At 73.9% G+C, this 22,916-nt stretch carries 18 protein-coding genes and 1 other RNA gene; 8 read left to right on the forward strand and 11 right to left on the reverse strand.

Features of this window, described 5'->3' with window-relative positions:
• Window positions 1-2: 2 nt before the first annotated feature.
• The 5 genes from ssrA to ftsE form a co-directional block, all read right to left on the reverse strand.
• Window positions 3-372, reverse strand: a transfer-messenger RNA (tmRNA) gene (ssrA, locus tag ACNJ93_RS11835).
• A gap of 85 nt (window positions 373-457) precedes the next feature.
• On the reverse strand, window positions 458-1,000 hold the full coding sequence (gene smpB, locus ACNJ93_RS11840; RefSeq protein ID WP_418957348.1) for an SsrA-binding protein SmpB: 543 nt from the start codon (window positions 998-1,000) through the stop codon (window positions 458-460).
• A gap of 18 nt (window positions 1,001-1,018) precedes the next feature.
• A complete protein-coding gene (locus ACNJ93_RS11845; RefSeq protein WP_418957349.1) occupies window positions 1,019-2,200 on the reverse strand; it encodes a S41 family peptidase in 1,182 nt (393 codons plus the stop codon).
• Window positions 2,201-2,278: 78 nt separating this feature from the next.
• Window positions 2,279-3,199, reverse strand: a complete 921-nt coding sequence (gene ftsX, locus ACNJ93_RS11850; protein WP_418957350.1) for a permease-like cell division protein FtsX — start codon at window positions 3,197-3,199, stop codon at window positions 2,279-2,281.
• Between the two features lie 22 nt (window positions 3,200-3,221).
• Window positions 3,222-3,911 (reverse strand): cell division ATP-binding protein FtsE, encoded by a 690-nt coding sequence (gene ftsE / locus ACNJ93_RS11855; RefSeq protein ID WP_351642984.1) that lies wholly within the window; start codon window positions 3,909-3,911, stop codon window positions 3,222-3,224.
• A 254-nt stretch (window positions 3,912-4,165) separates the two neighbouring features.
• Between ftsE and ACNJ93_RS11860 the strand changes: the two genes are divergently transcribed.
• Window positions 4,166-4,360, forward strand: a complete 195-nt coding sequence (locus tag ACNJ93_RS11860; RefSeq protein WP_418957351.1) for a hypothetical protein — start codon at window positions 4,166-4,168, stop codon at window positions 4,358-4,360.
• Window positions 4,361-4,441: 81 nt separating this feature from the next.
• Here the strand turns inward: ACNJ93_RS11860 and ACNJ93_RS11865 are convergent, their stop codons facing one another.
• The 5 genes from ACNJ93_RS11865 to ACNJ93_RS11885 all read right to left on the reverse strand — a co-directional run bounded on the left by ACNJ93_RS11865 (window position 4,442) and on the right by ACNJ93_RS11885 (window position 10,628).
• On the reverse strand, window positions 4,442-5,221 hold the full coding sequence (locus ACNJ93_RS11865) for an LPXTG cell wall anchor domain-containing protein (protein WP_418957352.1): 780 nt from the start codon (window positions 5,219-5,221) through the stop codon (window positions 4,442-4,444).
• A gap of 374 nt (window positions 5,222-5,595) precedes the next feature.
• On the reverse strand, window positions 5,596-6,036 hold the full coding sequence (locus tag ACNJ93_RS11870) for a DUF6086 family protein (RefSeq protein ID WP_418957353.1): 441 nt from the start codon (window positions 6,034-6,036) through the stop codon (window positions 5,596-5,598).
• A 156-nt stretch (window positions 6,037-6,192) separates the two neighbouring features.
• Window positions 6,193-7,299, reverse strand: coding sequence for a peptide chain release factor 2 (gene prfB / locus ACNJ93_RS11875; protein ID WP_418957354.1), 1,107 nt, complete (start codon window positions 7,297-7,299; stop codon window positions 6,193-6,195).
• Between the two features lie 240 nt (window positions 7,300-7,539).
• Complete coding sequence (locus tag ACNJ93_RS11880; RefSeq protein WP_418957355.1) at window positions 7,540-8,775, reverse strand: serine/threonine-protein kinase; 1,236 nt, start codon at window positions 8,773-8,775, stop codon at window positions 7,540-7,542.
• Window positions 8,776-8,921: 146 nt separating this feature from the next.
• A complete protein-coding gene (locus ACNJ93_RS11885) occupies window positions 8,922-10,628 on the reverse strand; it encodes a serine/threonine-protein kinase (RefSeq protein ID WP_418957356.1) in 1,707 nt (568 codons plus the stop codon).
• A 526-nt stretch (window positions 10,629-11,154) separates the two neighbouring features.
• Here ACNJ93_RS11885 and ACNJ93_RS11890 point away from each other — a divergent pair.
• The 4 genes from ACNJ93_RS11890 (at window position 11,155) to ACNJ93_RS11905 (ending at window position 18,331) form a co-directional block, all read left to right on the forward strand.
• Window positions 11,155-14,619, forward strand: coding sequence for an FHA domain-containing protein (locus ACNJ93_RS11890; RefSeq protein ID WP_418957357.1), 3,465 nt, complete (start codon window positions 11,155-11,157; stop codon window positions 14,617-14,619).
• Window positions 14,620-14,788: 169 nt separating this feature from the next.
• On the forward strand, window positions 14,789-16,150 hold the full coding sequence (locus ACNJ93_RS11895; RefSeq protein ID WP_418957358.1) for an ABC transporter substrate-binding protein: 1,362 nt from the start codon (window positions 14,789-14,791) through the stop codon (window positions 16,148-16,150).
• 13 nt (window positions 16,151-16,163) lie between these two features.
• The gene (locus ACNJ93_RS11900; protein ID WP_418957359.1) at window positions 16,164-17,471 is read left to right on the forward strand and encodes a carbohydrate ABC transporter permease; all 1,308 of its coding nucleotides are present in this window, start codon (window positions 16,164-16,166) and stop codon (window positions 17,469-17,471) included.
• Entirely contained in the window at window positions 17,468-18,331 is an 864-nt protein-coding gene (locus tag ACNJ93_RS11905) for a carbohydrate ABC transporter permease (protein ID WP_418957360.1), read from the forward strand. Before ACNJ93_RS11900 ends, ACNJ93_RS11905 begins: the two co-directional genes overlap by 4 nt.
• An 18-nt stretch (window positions 18,332-18,349) precedes the next feature.
• Here the strand turns inward: ACNJ93_RS11905 and ACNJ93_RS11910 are convergent, their stop codons facing one another.
• Window positions 18,350-18,955, reverse strand: a complete 606-nt coding sequence (locus ACNJ93_RS11910) for a TetR/AcrR family transcriptional regulator (protein ID WP_418957361.1) — start codon at window positions 18,953-18,955, stop codon at window positions 18,350-18,352.
• A gap of 275 nt (window positions 18,956-19,230) precedes the next feature.
• Here ACNJ93_RS11910 and ACNJ93_RS11915 point away from each other — a divergent pair, with 275 nt between their 5' ends.
• The 3 genes from ACNJ93_RS11915 to ACNJ93_RS11925 are packed head-to-tail and all read left to right on the forward strand — an operon-like array spanning window position 19,231 to window position 22,779.
• Window positions 19,231-20,145, forward strand: coding sequence for an ABC transporter permease (locus tag ACNJ93_RS11915; RefSeq protein WP_418957362.1), 915 nt, complete (start codon window positions 19,231-19,233; stop codon window positions 20,143-20,145).
• Complete coding sequence (locus ACNJ93_RS11920; protein WP_418957363.1) at window positions 20,138-20,950, forward strand: ABC transporter ATP-binding protein; 813 nt, start codon at window positions 20,138-20,140, stop codon at window positions 20,948-20,950. The genes ACNJ93_RS11915 and ACNJ93_RS11920 overlap by 8 nt, the downstream gene beginning before the upstream one ends.
• Before the next feature lie 29 nt (window positions 20,951-20,979).
• Window positions 20,980-22,779: a glycosyltransferase 87 family protein gene (locus ACNJ93_RS11925; RefSeq protein ID WP_418957364.1), complete on the forward strand. Its 1,800-nt coding sequence runs from the start codon at window positions 20,980-20,982 to the stop codon at window positions 22,777-22,779.
• Window positions 22,780-22,916 lie beyond the last annotated feature (137 nt).

The following is a 22,916-nucleotide window of genomic DNA, read 5'->3' on the forward strand; positions in this document are numbered from 1 at the left end:
ATGAGTGGAGATGGCGGGAATCGAACCCGCGTCCAACGGTGCGGAACCAGGGCTTCTCCGTGTGCAGTCTGGTACGAGTTTCTCAGCCCTCCGGATCACCCAGACAAGTCCGGAACGGGCTCAGTCACTGTTTGATTTCCTCACCGGCCCCGTGACCGGGTCGGTGAGTTTAGTTCCCTAGCTGATGCCAGGATCCGGGTCGGGAACAGCCCCGGGCTGACACTTCGCGAGTCGCTACTTAGGCAGCGAGGGCGAAGGAATCGCGCTTGGTGTTGGCGATTATTGGTTGCGACATATGGTTTACGAGATCATTGTCGCTTCCTCGACACGCTTCCCCTGCTTCGACATCCGCTGTCGAAACCGATCATCCCCATGTTGATTTATCAAGATGTGCACCCGCTGTGAGGTGCGGGGCCCATCGTACGTGACCAACGCGGCCGGTCGCCAGCGTATTCCGTCAGGCCGACTGCGCCGCGCGCTGACGCCGACGGGCCGCGGCGATGGCCCGGCTGGCCTCGCGGGTGTCCTGCTTCTCCCGCAGGGTCTGCCGCTTGTCGTACTCCTTCTTGCCCTTGGCGAGCGCGATCTCGCACTTGACCCGGCCGCCCAGGAAGTACAGCGAGAGGGGCACGATCGTGTGACCCGTCTCGTTGGCCTTCTGCTCCAGCTTGTCGATCTCGGCGCGGTGCAGCAGCAGCTTGCGCTTCCGCTTCGCCGAGTGGTTGGTCCAGCTGCCCTGCATGTACTCGGGCACGTGGATGTTGTGCAGCCACGCCTCGTGGCCGTCGATCTGCACGAAGCCGTCGACGAGCGAGGCCCGGCCCATCCGCAGCGACTTCACCTCGGTCCCCATGAGGACCACCCCGCACTCGTAGGTGTCGAGGATGTGGTAGTCGTGCCGCGCCTTCTTGTTCTGCGCGATGAGCTTGCGCTCCGGGCCCTTGTCCTTGGTGTTCTTCTTCGCAGGCTTGCCCTGCACGTTCACGAGTCCCTTTGCCATAGTGCGGTCATTTTCGCACTACGACCCGCCCCTGAGGCCACTCAATACCGAGCGGGCCTGCTCCTCGGCCCGCGGACCGGAGCCGTCGCCGACGGTGAGGTCCGGGGTGATCCCCCGCCCGTCGACGCCGCGGCCCGCCGGAGTGCGGTAGTGGCCGACGGTGAGCTCGGCGACGGAGCCGTCCGGCAGGGCGCTGGGCATCTGCACGGAGCCCTTGCCGAAGGTGCGGGCGCCGACGGTGACCGCCCGGCCGCGGTCCTGCAGCGCGCCGGTCAGGAGCTCGGCCGCGCTCATGGTGCCGCCGTCGATCAGCGCGACCACGGGGCGGCGGGTGTCGCCACCGTCCTCCGCGTACACCGCGCGCTGCTCGCCGTCCACGTCGTACGTGGCGACCAGGCCGCCGTCGAGGAAGGCGGAGGCGGCGACCGCCGCCTCGGAGACCAGGCCCCCGGAGTTGCCGCGCAGGTCGAGGAGGACGCCCGCGCCGGCCGGGGCGGACCGTACCGCCTCCCGGACCCGCTCGCCGACGCCCTTGGTGAAGGCGGTGACCCGGATCAGTAGCGTCCCGTCGTCGAGCCGTCGCACGGAGACCGTCTCGATGGCGAGCCGGGCGCGCCGCAGCGTCACGGTCCGGGCGGAGCCGGCGCGCTCGGTGGCGAGGACCACGGAGGAGCCGGGGACGCCGTCGCCGCGCAGCAGGGAGACCACCTCGGAGACGGACAGCCCGCCGACCGGGCGGCCGTCGATGCTGAGCAGCCGGTCGCCGGCGCGCACCCCGGCCCGTCCGGCCGGTCCGTCGGCGCGTACGTCGGCCACCTCGACGCCCCCGCCGGCGGCGTGCCGGGCGGAGAGTCCGACGCCTGTGTACCGGCCGCCGAGGGCCTGCTCGAACTCCTGGTACTCGCGCCGGTCGTACACCGCGCCCCAGCGGTCGCCGCTTCGGCTGACGAACTCCTCGGCCGCCTCGGTGCCCGACTTGCCGTCGGCGATCGCCTCGGCGGCGGCCTCGGTGAGGGCCTCGCGGTCGACGGTGTCGCCGGCCGGGCGGGCGGCGGCGCTCAGGGCGCGCGGCTGCTCGGGCCGGGCGCGGGGCAGGGAGTCGGTCGCCACGGCGGCCGCGAGCACTCCGGCGAAGACCAACGTCAGGGCGGCCCCGGCGCCGTGGCGACGGGGCCTGCGACAGAAGCCGGGTTCCACCATGGCGCCCACTCTAGGACAAGCACGGAGCGCCGTACGGCGGTTGGCCGTACGGCGCTCGTGGTGAACGGGCGGCGCTCGTCACACCTTCAGGTACTTGCGCAGCGCGACGAAGGCGGCCATGGCGGGCATCAGCAGGCCGATGACGAGGACCAGCGGCAGCTTGGCGAAGACGGCGTCCCAGCCGATGAAGTTGACCAGCTGCATCTTGTCCGCGAGCGCGAGCCCGTGGTCGATCAGGAAGTACCGGCCGACCAGGAGCATCACGCAGGCCACGGCGCCGCCGAGGAGACCCGCGAAGGCGGCCTCCATGATGAACGGCATCTGGATGTAGAAGCTGGACGCGCCGACGAGCCGCATGATGCCGGTCTCGCGGCGCCGGCTGAACGCGGAGACGCGGACCGTGTTGACGATCAGCATCAGGGCGATGATCAGCATCAGGCCCATGACGCCGAGCGCGGCCACGTTCATGCCGTTCATCAGGTCGAACAGGTTCTGCAGGATGTTCCGCTGGTCCTGGACGGACTGCACGCCGTCCCGCCCGGCGAAGGCCGTCGCGACGACCTTGTACTTCTCCGGGTCCTTGAGCTTGACCCGGTACGACTCCTGCATCTGGTCCGGCGTGATGGTGGCGGCGATGGGCGTGTCGCCGTACTGCTCCTTGTAGTGCTTGTAGGCCTCTTCGGCGGACTCGTAGTGGACCTTCTCCACGAGGCCGTCCATCTTGTCCAGATCGGCCTTGATCTGTTCCTTCTGCTGCGCGGTGACCGCGCCCTTGGCGCACTTGGGCGTGGTGGCCGCGTCGCTCTTGTTGCAGAGGAAGATGGAGACGTTGACCTTGTCGTACCAGAAGTCCTTCATGGTGCTGACCTGCTCGCGCATGAGCAGGGCGCCGCCGAAGAGCGCGAGCGACAGGGCCACGGAGACGATGACGGCGAAGGTCATCGTCAGGTTGCGCCGGAGGCCGACGCCGATCTCGGAAAGCACGAACTGAGCGCGCATGGTGTGTCGTTCCCCTACCCGCTCAGTGCTGGTAACCGTAGACGCCGCGCGCCTGGTCGCGGACGAGCCGCCCCTGCTCCAGCTCGATGACGCGCTTGCGCATCTGGTCGACGATGTTCTGGTCGTGGGTCGCCATGACGACGGTGGTCCCTGTCCTGTTGATGCGGTCGAGCAGCTTCATGATGCCGACGGAGGTCTGCGGGTCCAGGTTGCCGGTGGGCTCGTCCGCGATCAGCAGCATCGGCCGGTTGACGAACGCGCGGGCGATGGCGACGCGTTGCTGCTCACCACCGGACAACTCGCCCGGCATCCGGTCCTCCTTGCCGCCGAGGCCGACGAGGTCGAGCACCTGGGGCACGGCCTTGCGGATCTCGCCGCGGGGCTTGCCGATGACCTCCTGGGCGAACGCCACGTTCTCGGCGACGGTCTTGTTGGGCAGGAGGCGGAAGTCCTGGAAGACGGTGCCGAGCTGGCGCCGCATGTGCGGGACCTTCCAGTTGGAGAGCCGGGCCAGGTCCTTCCCGAGGACGTGCACCTGGCCGTGGCTGGCGCGCTCCTCGCGCAGGAGCAGCCGCAGGAAGGTCGACTTTCCGGAGCCGGACGAGCCGACGAGGAAGACGAACTCGCCCTTCTCGATCTCCAGGGAGACGTCCCGGAGCGCGGGGCGATTCTGCTTCGGATAGGACTTGGAGACGTTGTCGAATCGGATCACGGGTGCACCACGGTCGGCCGGGAGTATAGGTGTGCGTGACACTACGCGACGGGGGACCGCCCGCGCAGTCGCCGTCCCAGCTTGCGCGCTATATCCTTTTCGCCCCTCCGGGCGGAACGGGTGGAATCCGGCGGTACGCGGGCGGGGCGCGCCGAAACGCGCGGGAGCTGGCACAGTGGTAGGGGAACGACCGCGCTTCCCGGAGCGTTGTACGGGGAGAACGCCGCGCGGAAGACTCCCGGAGAGGAGAGCGCATGACCTACGACCGACTGGTGTGCGCCAACTGCGCGGCGCCCGTCGCGGAGGGGCGCTGCCCTGTCTGCCGGGCGAATCGGGAGCGGATGCAGCAGGAGGGCCCGTTCGGCGGCCTGAACCCCGTGATGCTGCTGGCGCTGGTGCTCGCCCTGGTGGCGGCGGTGGCGCTGGTCACGGCCCTGCAGACCGCGTAGCGGGCAGCGTACGTACGCCGGAGGGCCGGGGCGCTGGAAGGAACAGCGCCCCGGCCCTCTGCTGCGCGTATCGCCTGAGGCTTAGGCAGCGGCCCCACGGCCACCGGCGACGAGGCGCGGCAGCATGCGGAAGCCGATGCCACCGGCGATCATCGTCGCGGCGCCGATCAGCAGGAACGAGGTCTCGGCGGCGCCGGTCTCCGCCAGCTCCTCCTTGGCCTTGCCCTGCTCGACGGGCTGCGAGCCGGCGTTGTTGGTCCCCGGGTTGTTGTCGACGCACTCGGCGCCGTCGAGGTCCACGGTGCAGGTACCCGGGTTGGTCGGGTCAGGGTTCGTGGTACCCGGGTTGGTCGGGTCGGGGTCGGTCGTACCCGGGTTCGTCGGGTCCGGGTTCGTCGGGCCCGGGTTGGTCGGGTCCGGCGTCGTCGGGTCCGGGGTGGTCGGGTCCGGCGTGGTGGGATCCGGCGTCGTCGGGTCCGGCGTCGTCGGGTCCGGCGTGGTCGGGTCCGGGGTCGTCGGGTCCGGCGTCGTCGGGTCCGGCGTCGTCGGGTCCGGCGTCGTCGGGTCCGGCGTCGTCGGGTCCGGGGTCGTCGGGTCCGGGGTGGTCGGGTCCGGCGTGGTCGGGTCCGGCGTGGTCGGGTCCGGGGTCGTCGGGTCCGGCGTGGTCGGGTCCTCACAGCCGGGCGAGCCCGGGATGCAGGGGTCCGTCTCCTCGCCGACCTGCGCCTCGACGCTCAGCGGGCCGATCTCGACGTCCACACCCACGGCCGAGGCCGCACCCGCCGCCGTGAGCGACGCACCGGCGGCGATCACCGCGCCGGCCGCTATCCGCGCGACACGGACACGCGTCTTCTTCGTCATCTGGTTGCTACCCCCAGTAGCTCATCTCGTTTGTGGAGCAGCGCTCGGGGCAACGGGCACGGGGGGCGGCGACGTTACTGGTTCTGCCCCCGTTCACACACGCCCCAGAAATGCGCATGCCGTGCGCCAGCGTGGCGAGTTTTCAAAGCACCGTCAAGCACGTTGCGCGCGCAATGCCCGAAACCTCCGGCCTTGCCCGCCATATGGTGAAGCAACTGTGACGTAAACCCGGAACTTCCGCCTCCCCAAGCGCAGTTCCCATGTCGACAAAGCGAGGAAAACGCGCAGCTTCCACTTGCGCCAGCGAATCAACCGCCCCCAACCGACTTCGCATGGCGACGTGTTGAGTTCCGCCATGGAACACCGCCATCGGATCAGCGGGCCATCCAACGGTCCATCTCGCGCGCCCGCGAGTCCAGCGCATCGGCGACGGCGCCCGGCGTGGCCCTCGGGTTGCCGGGAACCTGCACGTCGCGCCGGTCACCGCCGAACTCATGGGCCGGTTCGGTCAGCTCCACGTCGATTCGAGCGCGCCGCGCGAGCGCGACCGCCGTCGCCACGAACCCCTCGGAGAGCGCGAGAATCACGGAGTGCCCCGTCCGGCAGTGCCTGGCGGCCAAGGCGCGCACGAACGCGGCGTACACCACCGGATCGATCCCGAGCACATCCGGGTCGCCCGGGTACCTTCCCGGGCCGATACCCGAGGGAAGTCCGAGTTCCGCCTCGAAGACCTCGACCTGCCGCAGGAAGAGGCGCCCGGCGCCGTTCGACGGGTTCCACAACGTCTCGTCACCGATCTCGAAATACATGCTCATCGCCGATCCCCTCCGCTCAGCCGACCTCGGCACACGGTAGGAGAGGGGGCCGGTGGCGGGCACCTGGATAAAGGTTCCGCGCGGCTGCCGCTCGGGCATACGGAAACAGCGTCGGCCCCCTCCGTTGTGGAGGGGGCCGACGCCGTTGTTCGGAGGTTACTTCTCCTGCTGCTTGCGCCAGCGGATGCCGGCTTCCAGGAAGCCGTCGATCTCGCCGTCCAGGACGGACTGCGGGTTGCCGACCTCGAACTCGGTGCGGAGGTCCTTGACCATCTGGTACGGGTGGAGGACGTACGAGCGCATCTGGTTGCCCCAGCTGTTGCCGCCGTCGCCCTTCAGGGCGTCCATCTTGGCCTGCTCCTCCTGGCGGCGGCGCTCGAGGAGCTTCGCCTGGAGGACGTTCATGGCGCTGGCCTTGTTCTGGATCTGGCTGCGCTCGTTCTGGCAGGAGACCACGATGCCCGTGGGGAGGTGCGTGATGCGGACCGCGGAGTCCGTCGTGTTGACGCCCTGGCCGCCGGGCCCGGACGCGCGGTAGACGTCGATGCGGAGCTCCGACTCGTCGATCTCGACGTGGTCGGACTGCTCGACGACCGGCAGGACCTCGACGCCCGCGAAGGACGTCTGGCGGCGGCCCTGGTTGTCGAAGGGCGAGATGCGCACCAGGCGGTGCGTGCCCTGCTCGACGGAGAGGGTGCCGTAGGCGTAGGGGGCCTTCACCACGAAGGTCGTGGACTTGATGCCGGCTTCTTCCGCGTACGACGTTTCGTAGACCTCGGTCGAGTAGCCGTGGCGCTCCGCCCAGCGCAGGTACATGCGCTGCAGCCGCTCCGCGAAGTCGGAGGCGTCGACGCCGCCGGCCTCGGCGCGGATGTTGACCAGCGCCTCGCGCTCGTCGTACTCGCCGGACAGGAGGGTGCGGACCTCCATCTCGTCCAGCGCCTTGCGGACGGCGGCGAGCTCGGTCTCGGCCTCGGCGCGGGTGTCCGGGTCGTCCATCTCCTCGGCGAGCTCGAAGAGCACGCCGAGGTCGTCGATGCGGCTGCGCAGCGCCTCGGTCTTGCGGACCTCGGCCTGGAGGTGCGAAAGCTTGCTCGTGATCTTCTGAGCCGCCTCCGGGTCGTCCCACAGGGACGGCGCCGCGGCCTGCTCCTCGAGCACGGCGATGTCTGCCCTCATCTTGTCGAGGTCCAGGACGGCCTCGATCGACCCCATGGTCGAGGAGAGGGACTTCAGCTCTTCGGATACATCGACGACTGCCACGCGTCCAGCGTAACGGCTCCGCGCAAGGAGCCGGACCGCCCAGGGTTCCCTAGGGGTGTCTTGTCGATCAGGCCGGATCAGGGAGCGGCGTCCGGTGCCGTGCATCGCAAGGCGGAGGAGGGAGGCGACGCAGCGCGTCGGCGACCGACGACAACGCGGCTTGGGGTCCCCCCGCGCCTTTCGGGCAGCGGGGGAGCGGTGCCGGGCGTCGCGAGCCCGGCGTGATCGACGAGACACCCCCTACGGCCGCGTGGTCTGCTTCGAGTCCCGCGGCGGGGGCTCCTCCCCGCCGGTCGTGACCGCGTACGCCCCCGCGCCCACGGCCGCCGCGAGCAGCGCCGCGGCGACGCCCAGGGTGATGCGGCGCTTGCGCACCGCCTCCGCCTTGTGGCGGGCGGAGCCGGGGCGGCGGGCGCCCGCGGCCCGGGGGGCGCGGGCGGTGCCCAGGGGGCCGCCGGAGAGCTCGTCGGGGGCCGGGACGCGCATCGAGGTGTGGGTGTCCCGGTGGGAGTCCGGGGAGGCGCCCGGGACCAGCGGGACGGAGGCCCGGCGCGGGCCGGGCTCGCCGGCCCGGGTGGCGTGCGGCTCGTCCTCGTACGGCTCCGGGGCCGCGGGCTCCGCGTCCGGCTCGTCGACGTCCAGCGGCGGGATGCCCTTCAGCATCGGCAGCACGTCGCGCAGCCGGGCGCCCAGCTCCGAGGCGCGCAGCCGGGAGGCGGGGGCCTTGGCGAGGCACTGGACGATCAGCTGCCACAGCTCCTCGGGGATGCCAGGGAGCGGGACGACGGTCTCCGTCACGTGGCGCCGCAGCACCGCGCCCGGGTGGCCGCCTCCGAACGGCGTGAAGCCCGCGAGCAGCTCGTACAGGACGGTGGCGAGGGCGTAGATGTCGACGGCGGCGCGCGGCGGGAGGCCCTCGACGATCTCGGGGGCCAGGTAGTCCGGCGTGCCGATGATCCGGGTGGCCTTGGTCCGCTTCGGCGTGTCGATCAGCTTGGCGACGCCGAAGTCGGTGAGCAGGGCCGGGTGGGCGCCGCCGGGGCCGAGCGGGCCCTCCATGTCGAGCAGGATGTTCTCGGGCTTCACGTCGCGGTGGACGACGCCGGCCTTGTGCGCGGCGGCGAGGCCGTCGGCGACGTCGGCGATGATCGCGACCGCGGCCTCGGGGGCGAGCCGGCGCTCGCGGTCGAGGCGGGTGCGCAGGTCCGTGCCGCGGACGAGGTCCATGACGAGGGCCAGGTCGTTGCCGTCGACGACGAGGTCGCGGACGCCGACGACGTGCGGGTGGTCGAGCCCGAGCAGGGCGGTGCGCTCCTGGACGAAGCGCCCGACGAGCTCCTGGTCCGAGGCCAGGTCCTCGCGCAGCAGCTTGATGGCGACGGGGCCCTCGGGGCCCTCGCCGAGCCACACCGTGCCGGCGCTGCCCCGCCCGAGGATCTGGTGGGCCGTGTAGCGGCTGCCGATTTTGCGTGCCAAGACTGCTCCCTCAGCGGCTGGAGTTCGCGTCAAAGTTACGCGGCCTCCGTCGCCGGTCTCGACTCCCGGGCGGAATTCACCCCCCGGAAGTCGACAAATCGGCAGAGTCGGCGGCTTCGGGGGGCTCCTACTGGCCGGTACCGCCCCTACTGACCGGTACCGCCGGTGCCGCCACCGCTGCCGGAGACGCTGTCGGCGGTGCTGGTGAGCTCGTCGAACCACTTGGTGACGGTGTCGATGCCGTCCCCGATCGCCTCCCAGTAGGTCTTGCCCTCCGCGATCCAGCCCTGCAGCGGGGTGAGCTCCCAGATCATCCAGCCGCCGATCACGAACATCACGATGATGAACAGGCAGCCCTTGAGGCAGCCGAGCCCCGGGATGCGCATCGGGTTGGCGCTGCGCTGCCGCGGCGGGCGCGGCTCGCGCGGCGGCCGCGGCGCGGGCTGCTGGGGCGGCGGCTGCGGGGGCGCGTACTGCTGCTGCGGCGGGGCGTACTGCTGCCTGGGCGCGGGCTGCGGCTGCGGACGGCGGCGCGGAGCGGGCTGCTGCTGCGGCGCCGGCCGCTGGTACGGCTGCGGCTGCTGGTACGGCTGGGCCGGCTGCGGCGGCTGGTACGGCGGCGGCTGCGCGGGGCGCCGCTGGGGGCGGCGGCGCAGCGGGTCGTCGTCGGGGTCCAGGTACTGGATCTGGGTCTGCTCGTTGCGGTCCCGGACGCCCTGCAGCTGGGTCTGCCAGGGGTGCGGGTCCTCCGGCTGCGGCTGCGGGGGGCCGTCGGGGCGGGGCGGGACCGGCGGCATGACCGTGGTCGGGTCGCCGGCGCCGTTCACCGGCAGGACGCTGGTCGCGCCGGCCGGGTCGTACTGCGCGCCGGGGCCGGTCGGCAGCACCTGGGTCGCGTCGGCGGCGCCGGGGACCGCGGGGGTCTGCGGCACGGGCGCGGGGGCCGGGTCGGGGGCGAGCAGCGCGCCCACGCCCTCGGCGGCCTCGATCTGGGCCGGGGTGGCGTGCACGCCGATGCCGTCGGCGACCACGCGCAGCCCGCGGGCCAGGTTCTGGGCGCTGGGTCGCCGGTCCGGGTCCTTGCTGAGGCAGCGCTCTATGACCGTCCACAGCGGGGCGGGGACGGTCGAGGGGCGGCGCGGGTCCTCGCTGAGGTGCCGCTGCAGCACCTCCAGAGCCGTGCCGCCGGCAAACGGGGGCCGGCCGGTGACCAGCTCGTACAGCAGGATGCCGGCGCCGTAGATGTCGACGGCGGAGGTCTGCGGGCGGCCCTCGGCGGACTCCGGGGCGACGTACGCGGGGGTGCCGACGAACTCGTGGGTGCGGGTCAGGCCCGGGGAGTCGGCGAGGCGCGCGATGCCGAAGTCGGTGAGCATCGGGTGCATCCGGCCGTCCCGCTCGGCGAGCAGCACGTTGGCCGGCTTGAGGTCGCGGTGGACCACGCCGTCGGCGTGGCTGGCGGCGAGCGCGTCGGCGATCTGCGCGGTGAGCAGCGCGGCGGCGACCGGGGTGAGCGGGCCGTTCTCGCGGATGTAGCGGTGCAGGTCGGGGCCCTCGACGAGGTCCATGACGAGGGCGAGGACGTCGCCCTCGACGACCAGGTCGCGGGTCCGCACGATGTTGGGGTGGGTGAGCCGGAGCAGCACGGACCGCTCGCGCAGGAAGCGCATGACGATGTCCGCGTCGTTGGCCAGCTCCTCCTTCAGGACCTTGATCGCCACGGTCTCGCCGGGCTGGCCGGGCACGGACGCCTCGGCGCCCGCCGTCTCCCGCTGGCGGGCTCGCCAGACGGTGCCCGTGGCGCCGCGGCCGAGCGGCTCCTCGAGCAGGTACTTGCTGCCGATTGGCCGCACGTCACGCGCTCCCTGCTGATCGTGGTCCTGGGGGTCCGGAGGTCCTCGGGTCCGGGGGCTCCCGACCGGGGTGCCCCTGATGGTTCCCCTGATGGGTTCCCGGGGACTCCTTGGTCTCTTCTGACCCGTCCGGGTGTCCGACCCACTTTAGTGCCGCCGAACGGGTCACGGCCCGGTCGCCGGCGGTCGCGTTCCCCGGCCGGAACCGTCCGCGAACCGGCCGGGAGGCGACGTGGAACGAGACGCTTCGGACGCGCCGGCGGTTGCCCGGAGCATCGGGCGGAGGACACAACCAGGCACTTTTGCGTCCACAGTCGACCATTCAAGATCGTTTATGGCCGACCCGGGGACAGGTTGTCGGCGGCAGGTGCGAGGATGCCTTCAGCACGGCCGTGCTGGGGTCGGGAGCCCCTCGTCCGTGCCGACCTGTACCGGACGACGCGTCCGTGCCGGGTCAGGGGGAGGCACCGGTCCGCCGGGGGGTCCCACTGCCGGGCGCAGCGCGCAGAAGGGACCGCTGACGGCGATGCAGATCCGGCTGACCGTCCTCGCGCCGCACACCGGCCACGGCCACTCCGGCGCGGCCGTGCGCTCCTGCGACGTGCTCGTCACCGCCCCCGCGGGCACGGCCCTGTCCGCGGTGGCCTCGGGTCTCGCCGCGGCCGTCTCCGGACCGGAGGCCACCGGCCCCGTCGTGCTGTACGCGGGTCAGGAACGGCTCGACGGACAGCGCTGCGCGCTCGGCGAGCCGCCGCTGGTCGACGGCGCGGTGCTGTCGCTCGGCGGGCCGGGCCCCGGCGCGGACGAGACGCCCGGCGAGGGCGAGGTGGCGGCCCGGCTGCACGTGGTCGCGGGGCCCGACGCGGGCGGGGTGCACCTGCTCCACGGCGGCGCGATCCGGGTGGGCCGCTCCCTGGACGCGGACGTGCCGCTGGACGACCCGGACGTCTCCCGGATCCACTGCACGGTCACCGTCGGCCCCGGCGGCCGGGTCACCGTCGCGGACCTCGGCTCCACGAACGGCACCACCCTGGACGGCGTCGAGGTCGGCGCCCGCCCCGTGCCCCTCCCGCCCGGCGCGCTGCTGCGGGTCGGCGAGTCCGCGCTGCGGCTCACGCCCCCGGACGCCTGCGGGGCGGACGCGCGGGCCACCGCCCCGGACGGCGAGGGCCACCTCCGGGTGATCACCGGCGCCGGCGAGGCCGCTCCCGCCGCCCCCGCCCCCGTCGAGGGCCCGGTGTCCGGCGGCACGGTGTCCACGGGGGCGCACGGCCGCGGCGCGTACGACGCGCCCGTACGCCCCGGCGCGGACGACCGGACGCACGGCGGGCGGGGCATCCCGTACGAGCCCCCGGCGGCAGCCCGGCCCGGTACGGACGAGGACGCCCACGGCCGGGCCCGCGCCGACGAGGACGACCCCGGCGCCGCGCACAGCCGCACGGGCCGCACCCGTCGCCAGGCGCCCTCCACGCAGGGCCCCGACGGCGCCCGACGGCGCGGCCTCGGCGCCTGGGCGCGTCGGCTCGCCGGTGCCCGGGAGGAGGCGGCCCCGCTCCCCGCCGGCGCGCCCGCGCAGCCCGGGGCGGCGCCCGCGCCCGCCGCGCCGGCCCCCGCCTCCGACACGTGGCCGGACCCCGCCGCCGTGCTGCTGACCGCGCTCGGCCCCGGCCCGAGGCTCTGGGAGCGCGGCCCCGACCACCCCGAGTCCCTCGTGGTCCGGCTCGGCACGGCGGACCGCGCCGATCTGCCGGCGGTCCCGGTGACCGTCGGGCTGCGCGAGGCCGGCTCGCTGGGCCTGGCCGGTCCACGCGAGCGGCTCGTGGGCCTGGCCCGCTCCGTCGTGGCGCAGCTGGCCGCCCTGCACTCCCCCGCGGACCTGGAGCTGGTCCTGATCGCCGCCGACCGCGGACGGCCGCTGGAGGAGCGGCGGCGGACGTGGGGCTGGCTCGGCTGGCTGCCGCATCTGAAGCCCGCGCACGGCCAGGACTGCCGGCTGCTGCTGGCCTACGACCGCGAGCAGGCCGCCGCCCGCACCGCCGAGCTGACCCGCCGGCTGGACGACGGGCCGCTCGGCCCCGGGTGGGCGAGCGCCGACCGCCCGGCGGTCGCGGAGGCCGCCGCCGGTCACGAGGGGCCGCGCACGGTCGTGATCGTCGACGGCGACCCGGGCTCGGCGGCGCTGCGCGAGACCACGGCGCGGCTGGCCGGCGCGGGCGCGGCGGCCGGCATCCATCTGATCTGCCTCGCCGAGGCCCCGGCGGCCTCCCCGACGTCTCCGGTGGCGGCGACGTACGAGTCGGCCTGCGCGGCCGCGCTGCCGTTCCGCGAGTGCGGGGCCGCCGCGCTGCTGAGCGGCGACGTGGCGACGGCGCTGCGGCTGCTGCGCACGGCGGGCGGCCGGGCGGCCGGCCACGGCACGGTGGCGGCCCTCGACGCGGTGTCGCCGGCCTGGGCGGAGCGGTTCGCCCGGGCGCTGGCGCCGCTGCGCGCCGAGGCGGCGGCACACCGGGGCGGCCGGCTGCCGGCGGCGGCGCTGCCGCGCTCGGCGCGGCTCCTGGACGAGCTGGGGCTCGCCCGCGCCACGCCGGCGTCGCTGATGGCCCGCTGGGCCGCGGCGGGCGAGGGCACGGCGGTGCTCGGCGCGGGCCCGCACGGGCCGGTGGCGGTGGACCTGATCGAGGAGGGCCCGCACCTGCTGATCGAGGGCGGGCCGGGCAGCGGCCGTACGGAGCTGCTGCGCGCCATCGCCGCCTCGCTGTCGGCGGCGGGCCGGCCGGACCGGCTCGGGCTGCTGCTCGTCGACGGCGCGGGCGGCGAGCGCGGCGAGGGCCTCGCGCCCTGTACGGAGCTGCCGCACGTGACCGAGCATCTGGTGGCCTCCGACCCGGTGCGGATGCGGGAGTTCGCGCAGGCGCTGGGGGCGGAGCTGAAGCGCCGGGCGGAGATCCTGGCGGAGGCCGCGCCCCGCGAGCCGCGCGTCCCGGACGCCCGGACCAGCCCCGACGACCTGATGTCCCGCCCGAGTTCCCGCACGTCCCGCTGGTCGGACGCGGCGGTGGGCGACGCGCCGAGCGCCCGGACGCGGCGGAGCAGCGCGTACGACCCGGGCGCCGAGCTGGACGACCGGCCGAGCGGCCGGCTGCCCCGCCCGGGCGCGGCCTCGGCCACGTACGACGCGGGCGCGGACCTGGGCGACCGGCCCAGCGGCCGGCTGCTGCGCGGCGCCGGCCAGGGCGACGCGGCCCGCGCGTACGACCCGGCCGGCGACCTGGACGACCGGCCGAGCGGGCGTGTCCTCCGCGGCGACCTGCCCGACACTGCCGGCGCCCGCGCCCGGCGGGCCGGCGCGTACGACCCCGGCGGCCACGAGCCTGCCTCCGAGACGGCCGGCCGGATCCCCGGGCCCGCCGGACCGGCCGACGCCGGCGCGCCCGCGGGTGGACCGGCCGGGGCGGCGGGGCTGCCGCGGCTGGTGGTCCTGGTGGACGACTACGACGCGTTGGTCGCGCCCGCGCTGGGCTCGCCCGGCAGGCCCGCGGCCGGTTCGGTCGTCCGGGCCCTGGAGGCGGTGGCGCGCAACGGGGAGCGGCTCGGGGTGCACCTGGTGGCGACCTCGGGGCGGCCGGACCGCACGGCGGACACGGAGCTGGCGCACGGCGCGAGGCTGCGGATCGTCCTGGACGCCCCGCCCGCCTCGCCGGGCCCGGACGACCCCGCGCCCGGCCGCGGCCGGCTCGGTCACCCGGACGGCCGCGTGACGCCGTTCCAGGGCGGCCGGGTGACGGGCCGCATCCCGCGTACGGCGACGCTCCGCCCGACCGTGGTCCCGCTGGAGTGGGAGCGGATGGGCGACCCGCCGTCCCGCCGTCCGGTGCGCGAACTGGGCAACGGGCCGACGGACCTCGCCCTGCTGGCCTCCGCCCTCGACCGCGCCGCGCGCTCCGTGGACGCGGCCCCGCTGGCCCCGCTGACCCCGGCGAACCACGCCTGAGCGCGGCCCGGCGGGGCGGAGCGGCCGGGCGGCCGCACGCCACTGACGGCACGTCACGAGCCGATCACGATCCCCCGTGGGACCCCGAAGGCGGTATTGCGGGGCTCGTGCCCCCGGCGTAGGACTGTCGGCACGGGACGAGCTCGCGCACGAACGAGACGGGGCAGAAATGCGTACAACTCTTCGTACACGCAAGGCCGCACTGGCGATCACCGCGCTCACCACCACCGCCGCCCTGGGCCTGGCCGGCTGCGGCGGCGAGGGCGCGGACAAGAAGCCCGACACCGGTCGGACCTCGGGGTCGAGTCTCTCGTTACCTTCCCTGAAGGGCGAGAAGATCGAGGTCGCGGCCGTCTGGACGGGCCCCGAGCAGGAGAACTTCACCAAGGTCCTGGACGAGTTCGAGAAGCGGACCGGCGCGACGGTCACGTTCGTCCCGGCGCAGGACCCGATCGTCAACTTCCTCGGTACGAAGATCGCGGGCGGCAGCCCGCCGGACGTCGCGATGCTCCCGCAGGTCGGCGCGATCAAGCAGGCCGCGGCCCAGAAGTGGATCAAGCCGCTCGGCGCGGAAGCCAAGGCGCAGCTCGCCAAGAACTACGGCAAGGGCTGGCAGGACCTCGGCGCGGTCGACGGCACGCAGTACGGCTTGTACTTCAAGGCCGCCAACAAGTCGCTGATCTGGTACAACAACGCCGCCTTCGAGAACGCGGGGGCCAAGGAGCCCACGACCTGGAAGGACTTCCTGAGCACCGCCGAGACCATCTCGGCCTCGGGTGTCACCCCGGTCTCGGTCGGCGGCGCGGACGGCTGGACGCTCACCGACTGGTTCGAGAACGTCTACCTGTCTCAGGCCGGCCCGGAGAAGTACGACCAGCTCGCCCGGCACGAGATCAAGTGGACGGACCCGTCCGTCGCGCAGGCCCTGACCACCCTCGGCGAGCTGTTCGGCAAGCCGCAGCTGATCGCGGGCGGGGCGGCGGGCGCGCTGCAGACGGAGTTCCCGGTCTCCGTGACGCAGACGTTCACCGGCGGCGACCAGCCGAAGGCCGCGATGGTCTTCGAGGGCGACTTCGTGGCCGTCAACATCGGCCAGACCGAGGCGAAGGTCGGCACGGACGCCAAGGTGTTCCCGTTCCCGGCCGTCGGCTCCGGCCCGGCGCCTGTGGTGACGGGCGGCGACGCGGCGGTGGCGCTGAAGGACACCAAGGGCGCGCAGGCGCTGCTGACCTTCCTGGCCTCGCCGGACGCGGCACGGATCTGGGCGGAGCAGGGCGGCTTCCTCTCGCCGAACAAGGCGCTGGACCCGGCCGCGTACCCGAACGACGTGCTGCGCACGATCGCGAAGGCGCTGATCGCCTCCGGCGACGACTTCCGCTTCGACATGTCGGACCAGATGCCGCAGTCGTTCGGCGGCACGCCCGGCAAGGGCGAGTGGAAGGCGCTGCAGGACTTCCTGAAGAACCCGAAGGACGTCGCGGGGACCCAGGCGCGCCTGGAGGCCGACGCGGCCAAGGCGTACAAGAGCTGAGCCGGGGGCTGTGATGTCCTCGGTCCGGCACGGCGTGACCGGCACCCGCAGGGCCGTCGCGGCGGGCTTCCTGCTCCCCGCGCTGGTCCTGCTGGGTGCGCTCGTGGTCTACCCGATCGGGTACTCGGTCCAGCGGTCCTTCTTCGACAAGTCCGGCGACTCCTTCGCCGGACTCGCCAACTACGTCGAGCTGTTCACCGACGACACCATCCTGACCGCCGTCAAGAACAACGCGATCTGGGTGGTGTTCGCGCCGACGGTCGCCACCGCGCTCGGTCTGATCTTCGCGGTGCTCACCGAACGGGTGCGCTGGGGAACGGCGTTCAAGCTGGTCGTCTTCATGCCCATGGCCATCTCGATGCTGGCCGCGGGCATCATCTTCCGGCTCGTGTACGAGCAGGACCCGGACCGCGGGGTGGCCAACGCGGTCTGGGTGGGCGTGCACGACACGTTCGCCGAGTCCTCCGTCTTCCCGAAGGCGCGCCCGCTGCCGGTGCATCCGCTGAAGGCGGCCGGCGACGGCGGGTACGTGACGAAGGCCCCGGTCCGCGCCGGCGAGCCGGCGCTGCTCCCGCTGGTCGGCGTGGCGCCCGCGCAGATGCCGCAGGACGCCCGGCCGGCCGCCGCGCCCGCGGCGCCGCCGGGCGGCGGGGTCGGCGGCACCGCGTGGCTGGACTTCACGCGGGGCGGCGGCGGCACGCCCAACGTCGTCGACCCGAAGGAGCTGGGGCTGACCGGGCTGCGCGTGGAGGCGGTGAAGGACGGGAAGGTCGTCGCCTCGGCGACGGCCGGCGCGGACGGCTCGTTCCGCCTGCCGGCGGCGGCCGACGGCGCGCTGCTGCGGCTGCCGGAGAGCAACTTCCGGGAGCAGTACAACGGCGTGCACTGGCTGGGGCCCTCGCTGGTCACCCCGGCGGTCATCGGCAGTTACGTGTGGATGTGGGCGGGCTTCGCGATGGTGCTGATCGCGGCGGGGCTCGCGGCGGTGCCGCGCGAGCTGCTGGAGGCGGCGCGGGTCGACGGGGCGAACGAGTGGCAGGTCTTCCGCCGGGTGACGGTGCCGCTGCTCGCGCCGGTGCTCGCGGTGGTGCTGGTGACGCTGATGATCAACGTGCTGAAGGTCTTCGACCTGGTGTTCATCATCGCGCCCGGCTCCGCGCAGGACGACGCGAACGTCCTGGCGCTCCAGCTGTACCGCTCGTCGTTCGGCACGGACGCGGACCTGGGCGTCGGCTCGGCGATCGCGGTGCTGCTGCTGTTGCTGGTGATCCCGGTGATGGCCTTCAACATCCGCAGGATGCGAAGGGAGACACGGCGATGAGCACCCCTGAGACGTCACTCGGTTCGCGCCTCGCGGCGCGGGCGGCGGGCGGGGCCCTGCGCGTCTTCCTCGTCCTGGTGGGGCTGTTCTGGCTGATGCCGACGGTCGGGCTGCTGCTGTCCTCGCTGCGCGACCCCTCGGAGATCGCGTCGAGCGGCTGGTGGGAGGTCTTCACGGCCCCCGCGCAGCTCACGACGGAGAACTACGCCTCGCTCCTCGGCGACGAGCGCATCACCGACTCGCTGCTCTCCACCGTCCTGATCACCGTCCCGGCCACGGTCCTCGTGGTGGTGATCGGCTCGCTCGCCGGGTACGCCTTCGCCTGGCTGGACTTCCCGGGCCGCGACTGGTGGTTCCTGGCGGTCGTGGCGCTGCTGGTGGTGCCGGTGCAGGTGGCGCTCGTCCCGGTGTCCAAGCTGTTCGGCACGCTCGGGATCTTCGAGACCACGCTCGGCGTGGTGCTCTTCCATGTCGCCTTCGGTCTGCCCTTCGCGATCTTCCTGCTGCGCAACTTCTTCGCGGAGATCCCGCGCGAGCTGCTGGAGGCGGCACGCCTCGACGGGGCGGGCGAGGTGCGGCTGTTCACCCGCGTGGTGCTGCCGCTGGGCGGCCCGGCGATCGCCTCGCTGGGCATCTTCCAGTTCCTGTGGGTCTGGAACGACATGCTGGTGGCGCTCATCTTCGCGGACTCGGAGTCGCCGCCGATCACGGTGGCGCTGCAGCAGCAGGTCCGGCAGTTCGGCAACAACATCGACGTGCTCGCGCCGGGCGCGTTCGTGTCGATGGTGATCCCGCTGGTGGTCTTCTTCGCCTTCCAGCGGCAGTTCGTGTCGGGCGTGATGGCGGGCGCGGTGAAGTAGCCCGCCCGCGGTACGTGGCTACGCGGTGAGCGCGGCGACCGCGCTGCGCGCGAGGTCGTCCAGGTAGCCGGGCGGCAGCTCGCCGCGTACGACGACCAGCCGCCAGTACAGCGGTCCGACGACCAGGTCGAGGGCGCGGTCCGGGTCCGCGCCCTCGGGCAGCTCCCTGCGGGCCACGGCCTCGCGCACCACCTGGGCCACCACGCCCTGCTGCCCGTCGAGCAGCGCGGCCTTGATCGCGTCGGCGATCTCCGGGTTGCGCTGCGCCTCCACGAGCAGGTCCGGGATGACCTGCGAGGCCACGGGGTGCCGCAGGGCGTGCGCGGCGAGCTCCAGGAGGGCGCGTACGTCCCCGTGCAGGGAGCCGGTCCGGGGCGCGGGCAGGCCCTGGACGGCGACGGCCCCGACGAGGTCGAGGACGAGCGACAGCTTGGACTTCCAGCGCCGGTAGACGGCGGTCTTCCCCACGCCCGCGCGGCGCGCGATGCCCTCGATGGACATGCGGGCGAAGCCCACGGCGGCCAGTTCCTCGAAGACGGCGGCGCGGATGGCGTCGGTGACCTCCTCGCGCAGCACGGCCGCGCCGGCGGGGGTGCGGCGGGGGGAACCGGGGGAAGTGGTCATGCACAGGATGATGCCACGGCCACGTCACGACGAGACGGTTGCGTTCCGACGTCGGAGGGGCCTACGCTCACGTCACGACGATACGGACCCGTCCCGTCGTGACGTCGCGGACCGGGCTACGCGGACGCGCGCCGTCCATCGCCACCGACGCCCATCCGGCGCCGCCGACGCCTTCTCACCGCCCGCCCACCGCCACCGACGCCTTTCACCGCCCGCCCACCGCCACCCCGCCGCACCGCCGTCGAGCGAAACCGCCGTCGAGCGAAAGGGAGCCCGTGACCCTCATCGACACCCCGCCCCAGGCGCCGCCGGCGCCACCGGCCGAGGACCTGCGCGCCCTCGCCCTGCGCCACGGCCTGACCGTGAGCGGCGCGCGGCCGAGCCTGCCCGCGTACGTCCGGCAGCTCTGGTCGCGCCGGCACTTCATCGCCGCCTTCGCGACCGCCCGGCTGACCGCCCAGTACAGCCAGGCGAAGCTGGGCCAGCTCTGGCAGCTGATGACCCCGCTGCTCAACGCGGCCGTGTACTACGTGATCTTCGGCGTGATCATGGACGTCCGGCACGGCGTCCCCGACTACGTGCCGTTCCTGCTCACCGGCGTGTTCGTGTGGACCTTCACCGCCCAGTCCGTCCTCGCCGGCACCCGCGCGATCAGCGGGAACCTGGGCCTGGTCCGCGCCCTGCACTTCCCGCGCGCGAGCCTCCCCATCGCGCTGGCGCTGCAGCAGCTCCAGCAGCTCGCCTTCTCGCTGGGCGCGCTCGCGGTCATCCTGTGCTGCTTCGGCGAGTTCCCGGACGCGGGCTGGCTGCTGGCGGTCCCGGCGCTGGCGTTGCAGGCCCTGTTCAACACCGGGCTCGCCCTGGTGATGGCCCGGCTCGCGGCCCGCACGCCGGACGTCTCGCAGCTCATGCCGTTCGTGCTGCGGACCTGGATGTACGCCTCGGGCGTCATGTGGTCGCTGCACCACCTCGCGGGGGCCGGCCGGCTCCCGGACCTCGCCGTCACCCTTCTGCAGGCCAATCCGGCCGCGCTCTACATCGACCTCGTCCGCCTCGCGCTGGTGGACAGCTTCACCGTGGAGCAGCTGCCGCCGCACGCCTGGCCCCTGGCCGCCGGCTGGGCGCTGCTCGCGTTCGTGGGCGGCTTCGTCCGGTTCTGGCAGGGAGAGGAGACGTACGGCCGTGGCTGAGCACGACACCCGCACCCCGACCGTCGTCGTCGACGATGCGCACGTCACGTACACCGTGCAGGGCGGCCGCGCCCCGAGGGCCGGCGCCGCCTCCGCGCTGGGCCGGATCCTGTCCCGGCGGCCCGGCCCCGCCGCCCGGCAGGTCCACGCGGTCAAGGGCGTGAGCTTCGCCGCGTACCGGGGCGAGGCGATCGGCCTGATCGGTTCGAACGGCTCCGGGAAGTCGACGCTGCTCAGGGCCGTCGCCGGGCTGCTCCCGGTGAACCGCGGCCTGATCTACACGCAGGGCCGTCCGGCGCTGCTCGGCGTCAACGCGGCCCTGATGAACGACCTGACCGGCGAGCGGAACGTCATCCTCGGCGGGCTCGCGATGGGCATGACCCGCGCCGAGATCGAGGCGCGGTACCAGGAGATCGTGGACTTCTCGGGGATCAACGAGAAGGACGACGCGATCTCCCGCCCGATGCGCACCTACTCCTCCGGCATGGGCGCCCGGCTGCGCTTCTCCATCGCCGCGGCCAGGTCGCACGACGTGCTGCTGATCGACGAGGCGCTGTCCACCGGCGACGCGAAGTTCCGGGCCCGGAGCCAGGAACGGATCGAGGAGCTGCGGGCCCAGGCGGGCACGGTGTTCCTGGTGAGCCACAGCAACGCGACGATCGCCCGCACCTGCGACCGCGCGCTCTGGCTGGAGGCGGGCACGCTGCGCGCGGACGGGCCGGCGGCCGAGGTGGTCGCGGCGTACGAGGAGTTCACCAAGAAGGCCGCCGGGACCGGGAGTCGGGCCGCGAAGACCGGGAGTTAAGGGGCGAACCGGACTAGAGTGCGGCCCTGATGACGAACGATCACGCACCCGCCCCGCCCGAACCGCCCCTCACCCCACCCGAACCCCCCACCACGGGCCCCTCCCCGGAGGCCGCCCCCACGCGCGCCGCCCCGGAGGCCGCCGCCACAGGGCCTGCGCCGGAGGCCACGCTCGGTACCGGCACGGGGCCCGCGCCGGAGGCCGCCCTCGACGCGCCCACGGGCGCCGCCCCCGAGGCGGCCCTCGTCACCGCGCCCGAGTCCGCCGCCGGACCCGCCGCGTCCGCCGCCGGGGCACCCCCCGGGCCCGTCACCGAGGGCTCCCCCCGCCCCGCCCCCGAGGCGGCCCGCCGGGCCGCGCTCGGCGCGGCATCCGACACCGCCACCGGCTCCCCCGCGGACGCCCGCCCGCCCGACCGCTCCGACCCCCGCCCGCCCGCGCCCGACCTCGACGCCCCGCCGCCCCCCGCGCGGACGCTGCGGGCCGCCGCTCTGCGGCGGGCGCGGTGGGCCGTCGGGCGCGGCCGGAGCGGACGTGCTGCCGACGGCCCCGCCACGACCGGGTCCGTCGGCCGTACGGCCGCCCCTCCGCCGTCTCTGACCCGCTCGCCGTTCGAGTCGGAGGCCTTCACCTCCGCCACCTTCGTCGCCACCGGCTACGGCCCCCAGATCGCGCTCGCCTCCGTCTGGCTCGTCACCCGGCTGGGCATGCTGGTGCTGCTGTGGCGCGACAGCCTCGGCATCGGCGGCGTCGGCCGCGAGGTGCACGTCCTGTACCGGCTCTGGTACGACCGGCTGGCCCACGGCACCTTCCCGCCCGACGACCCCACCTGGCAGTACCCGCCCGGCGCCGCCCTCGTCATCGGCTCCCCCGCCGCGCTCCCCTGGTTCACGTACTTCCAGGCGTTCGTCGCCCTCGTGCTGCTCGCCGACGCGGTCGTGACCGTCGCGCTCGCCCTCGCCGACAGCGACCGCGTCACCCACGGCGCCTGGGTGTGGGTCTGCGGCCTGCCGCTGCTGCTGCACATCCCCCTGGCCCGGTACGACGTCCAGACCACCGCCGTCGCGGTGCTCGCCCTGCTGGTACTGCGCGCCCGGCCCGCGCTCGGCGGCGCGCTCGCCGGCCTCGGGGCGCTGATCAAGGTGTGGCCGGCGCTCACCCTCATCGGCACGCCCCGCGGCCGCTCCACCCGCGAGGCGTGGCTGGCCGCCTGCACCACGGGCGTCGCGCTGCTGATCGCGCTGGGCGTGATGTTCCGGCACCCGCTGGACTTCCTGGTCCAGCAGGGCGCCCGGGGCATCCAGATCGAGTCGCTCGGCGGCACGGCCCTCGCGCTGGCCCGCGCCGTCGGCCTCTGGCCGGGCCGCGTCCAGTACCGCTACGGGGCCTTCGAGTACGTCGGTCCGCACATCTCGTACGTCGAGGTGCTGGCGCTGCTCGCCACCCTGGCCGCCTGCTGCTGGCTGGTCGTGTGGCGGGTGCGGGCCCGCCGCTGGACCGCGGCCACCCCGCTCGACGCGGCCTTCGCCGCGGTGCTGCTGTTCACCCTCACCAGCCGGGTCATCAGCCCCCAGTACCTGGTCTGGCTGCTCGGTCTCGCCGCGGTCTGCCTGACCTGCCGGGAGACGGTGATGCGCCCGGCGGTGCTGCTGCTCCTGCCCGCGACGGCGCTGAGCGCGCTCGCGTACCCCGTCCTGTACGAGGACGTGCTCGCCGGCACCCCCGCCGGGCTCGCCGTCATGGTCGCCCGCAACGGGCTGCTGCTCGCGGCCGGGTTCCTGGCCTGCCGGGGCCTGTGGCGGACCTCGGTGAGCGAGCCCAAGGGCTGAACGAGCCCAGGGCACCCAAGGCGAGCCCGAGGGCCGAGCCGCGTACGACAAGGGGCGCCCCCGCCGGAAACCGGCGGGGGCGCCCCCTTGAGCGACGGCGTGACGAGCAGTATCCGCCGTCAGCCGAGCGTGCCTGC

The sequence above is a fragment of the Streptomyces tritici genome, assembly GCF_048500665.1.
In the GTDB taxonomy this organism is placed as follows: domain Bacteria; phylum Actinomycetota; class Actinomycetes; order Streptomycetales; family Streptomycetaceae; genus Streptomyces; species Streptomyces tritici.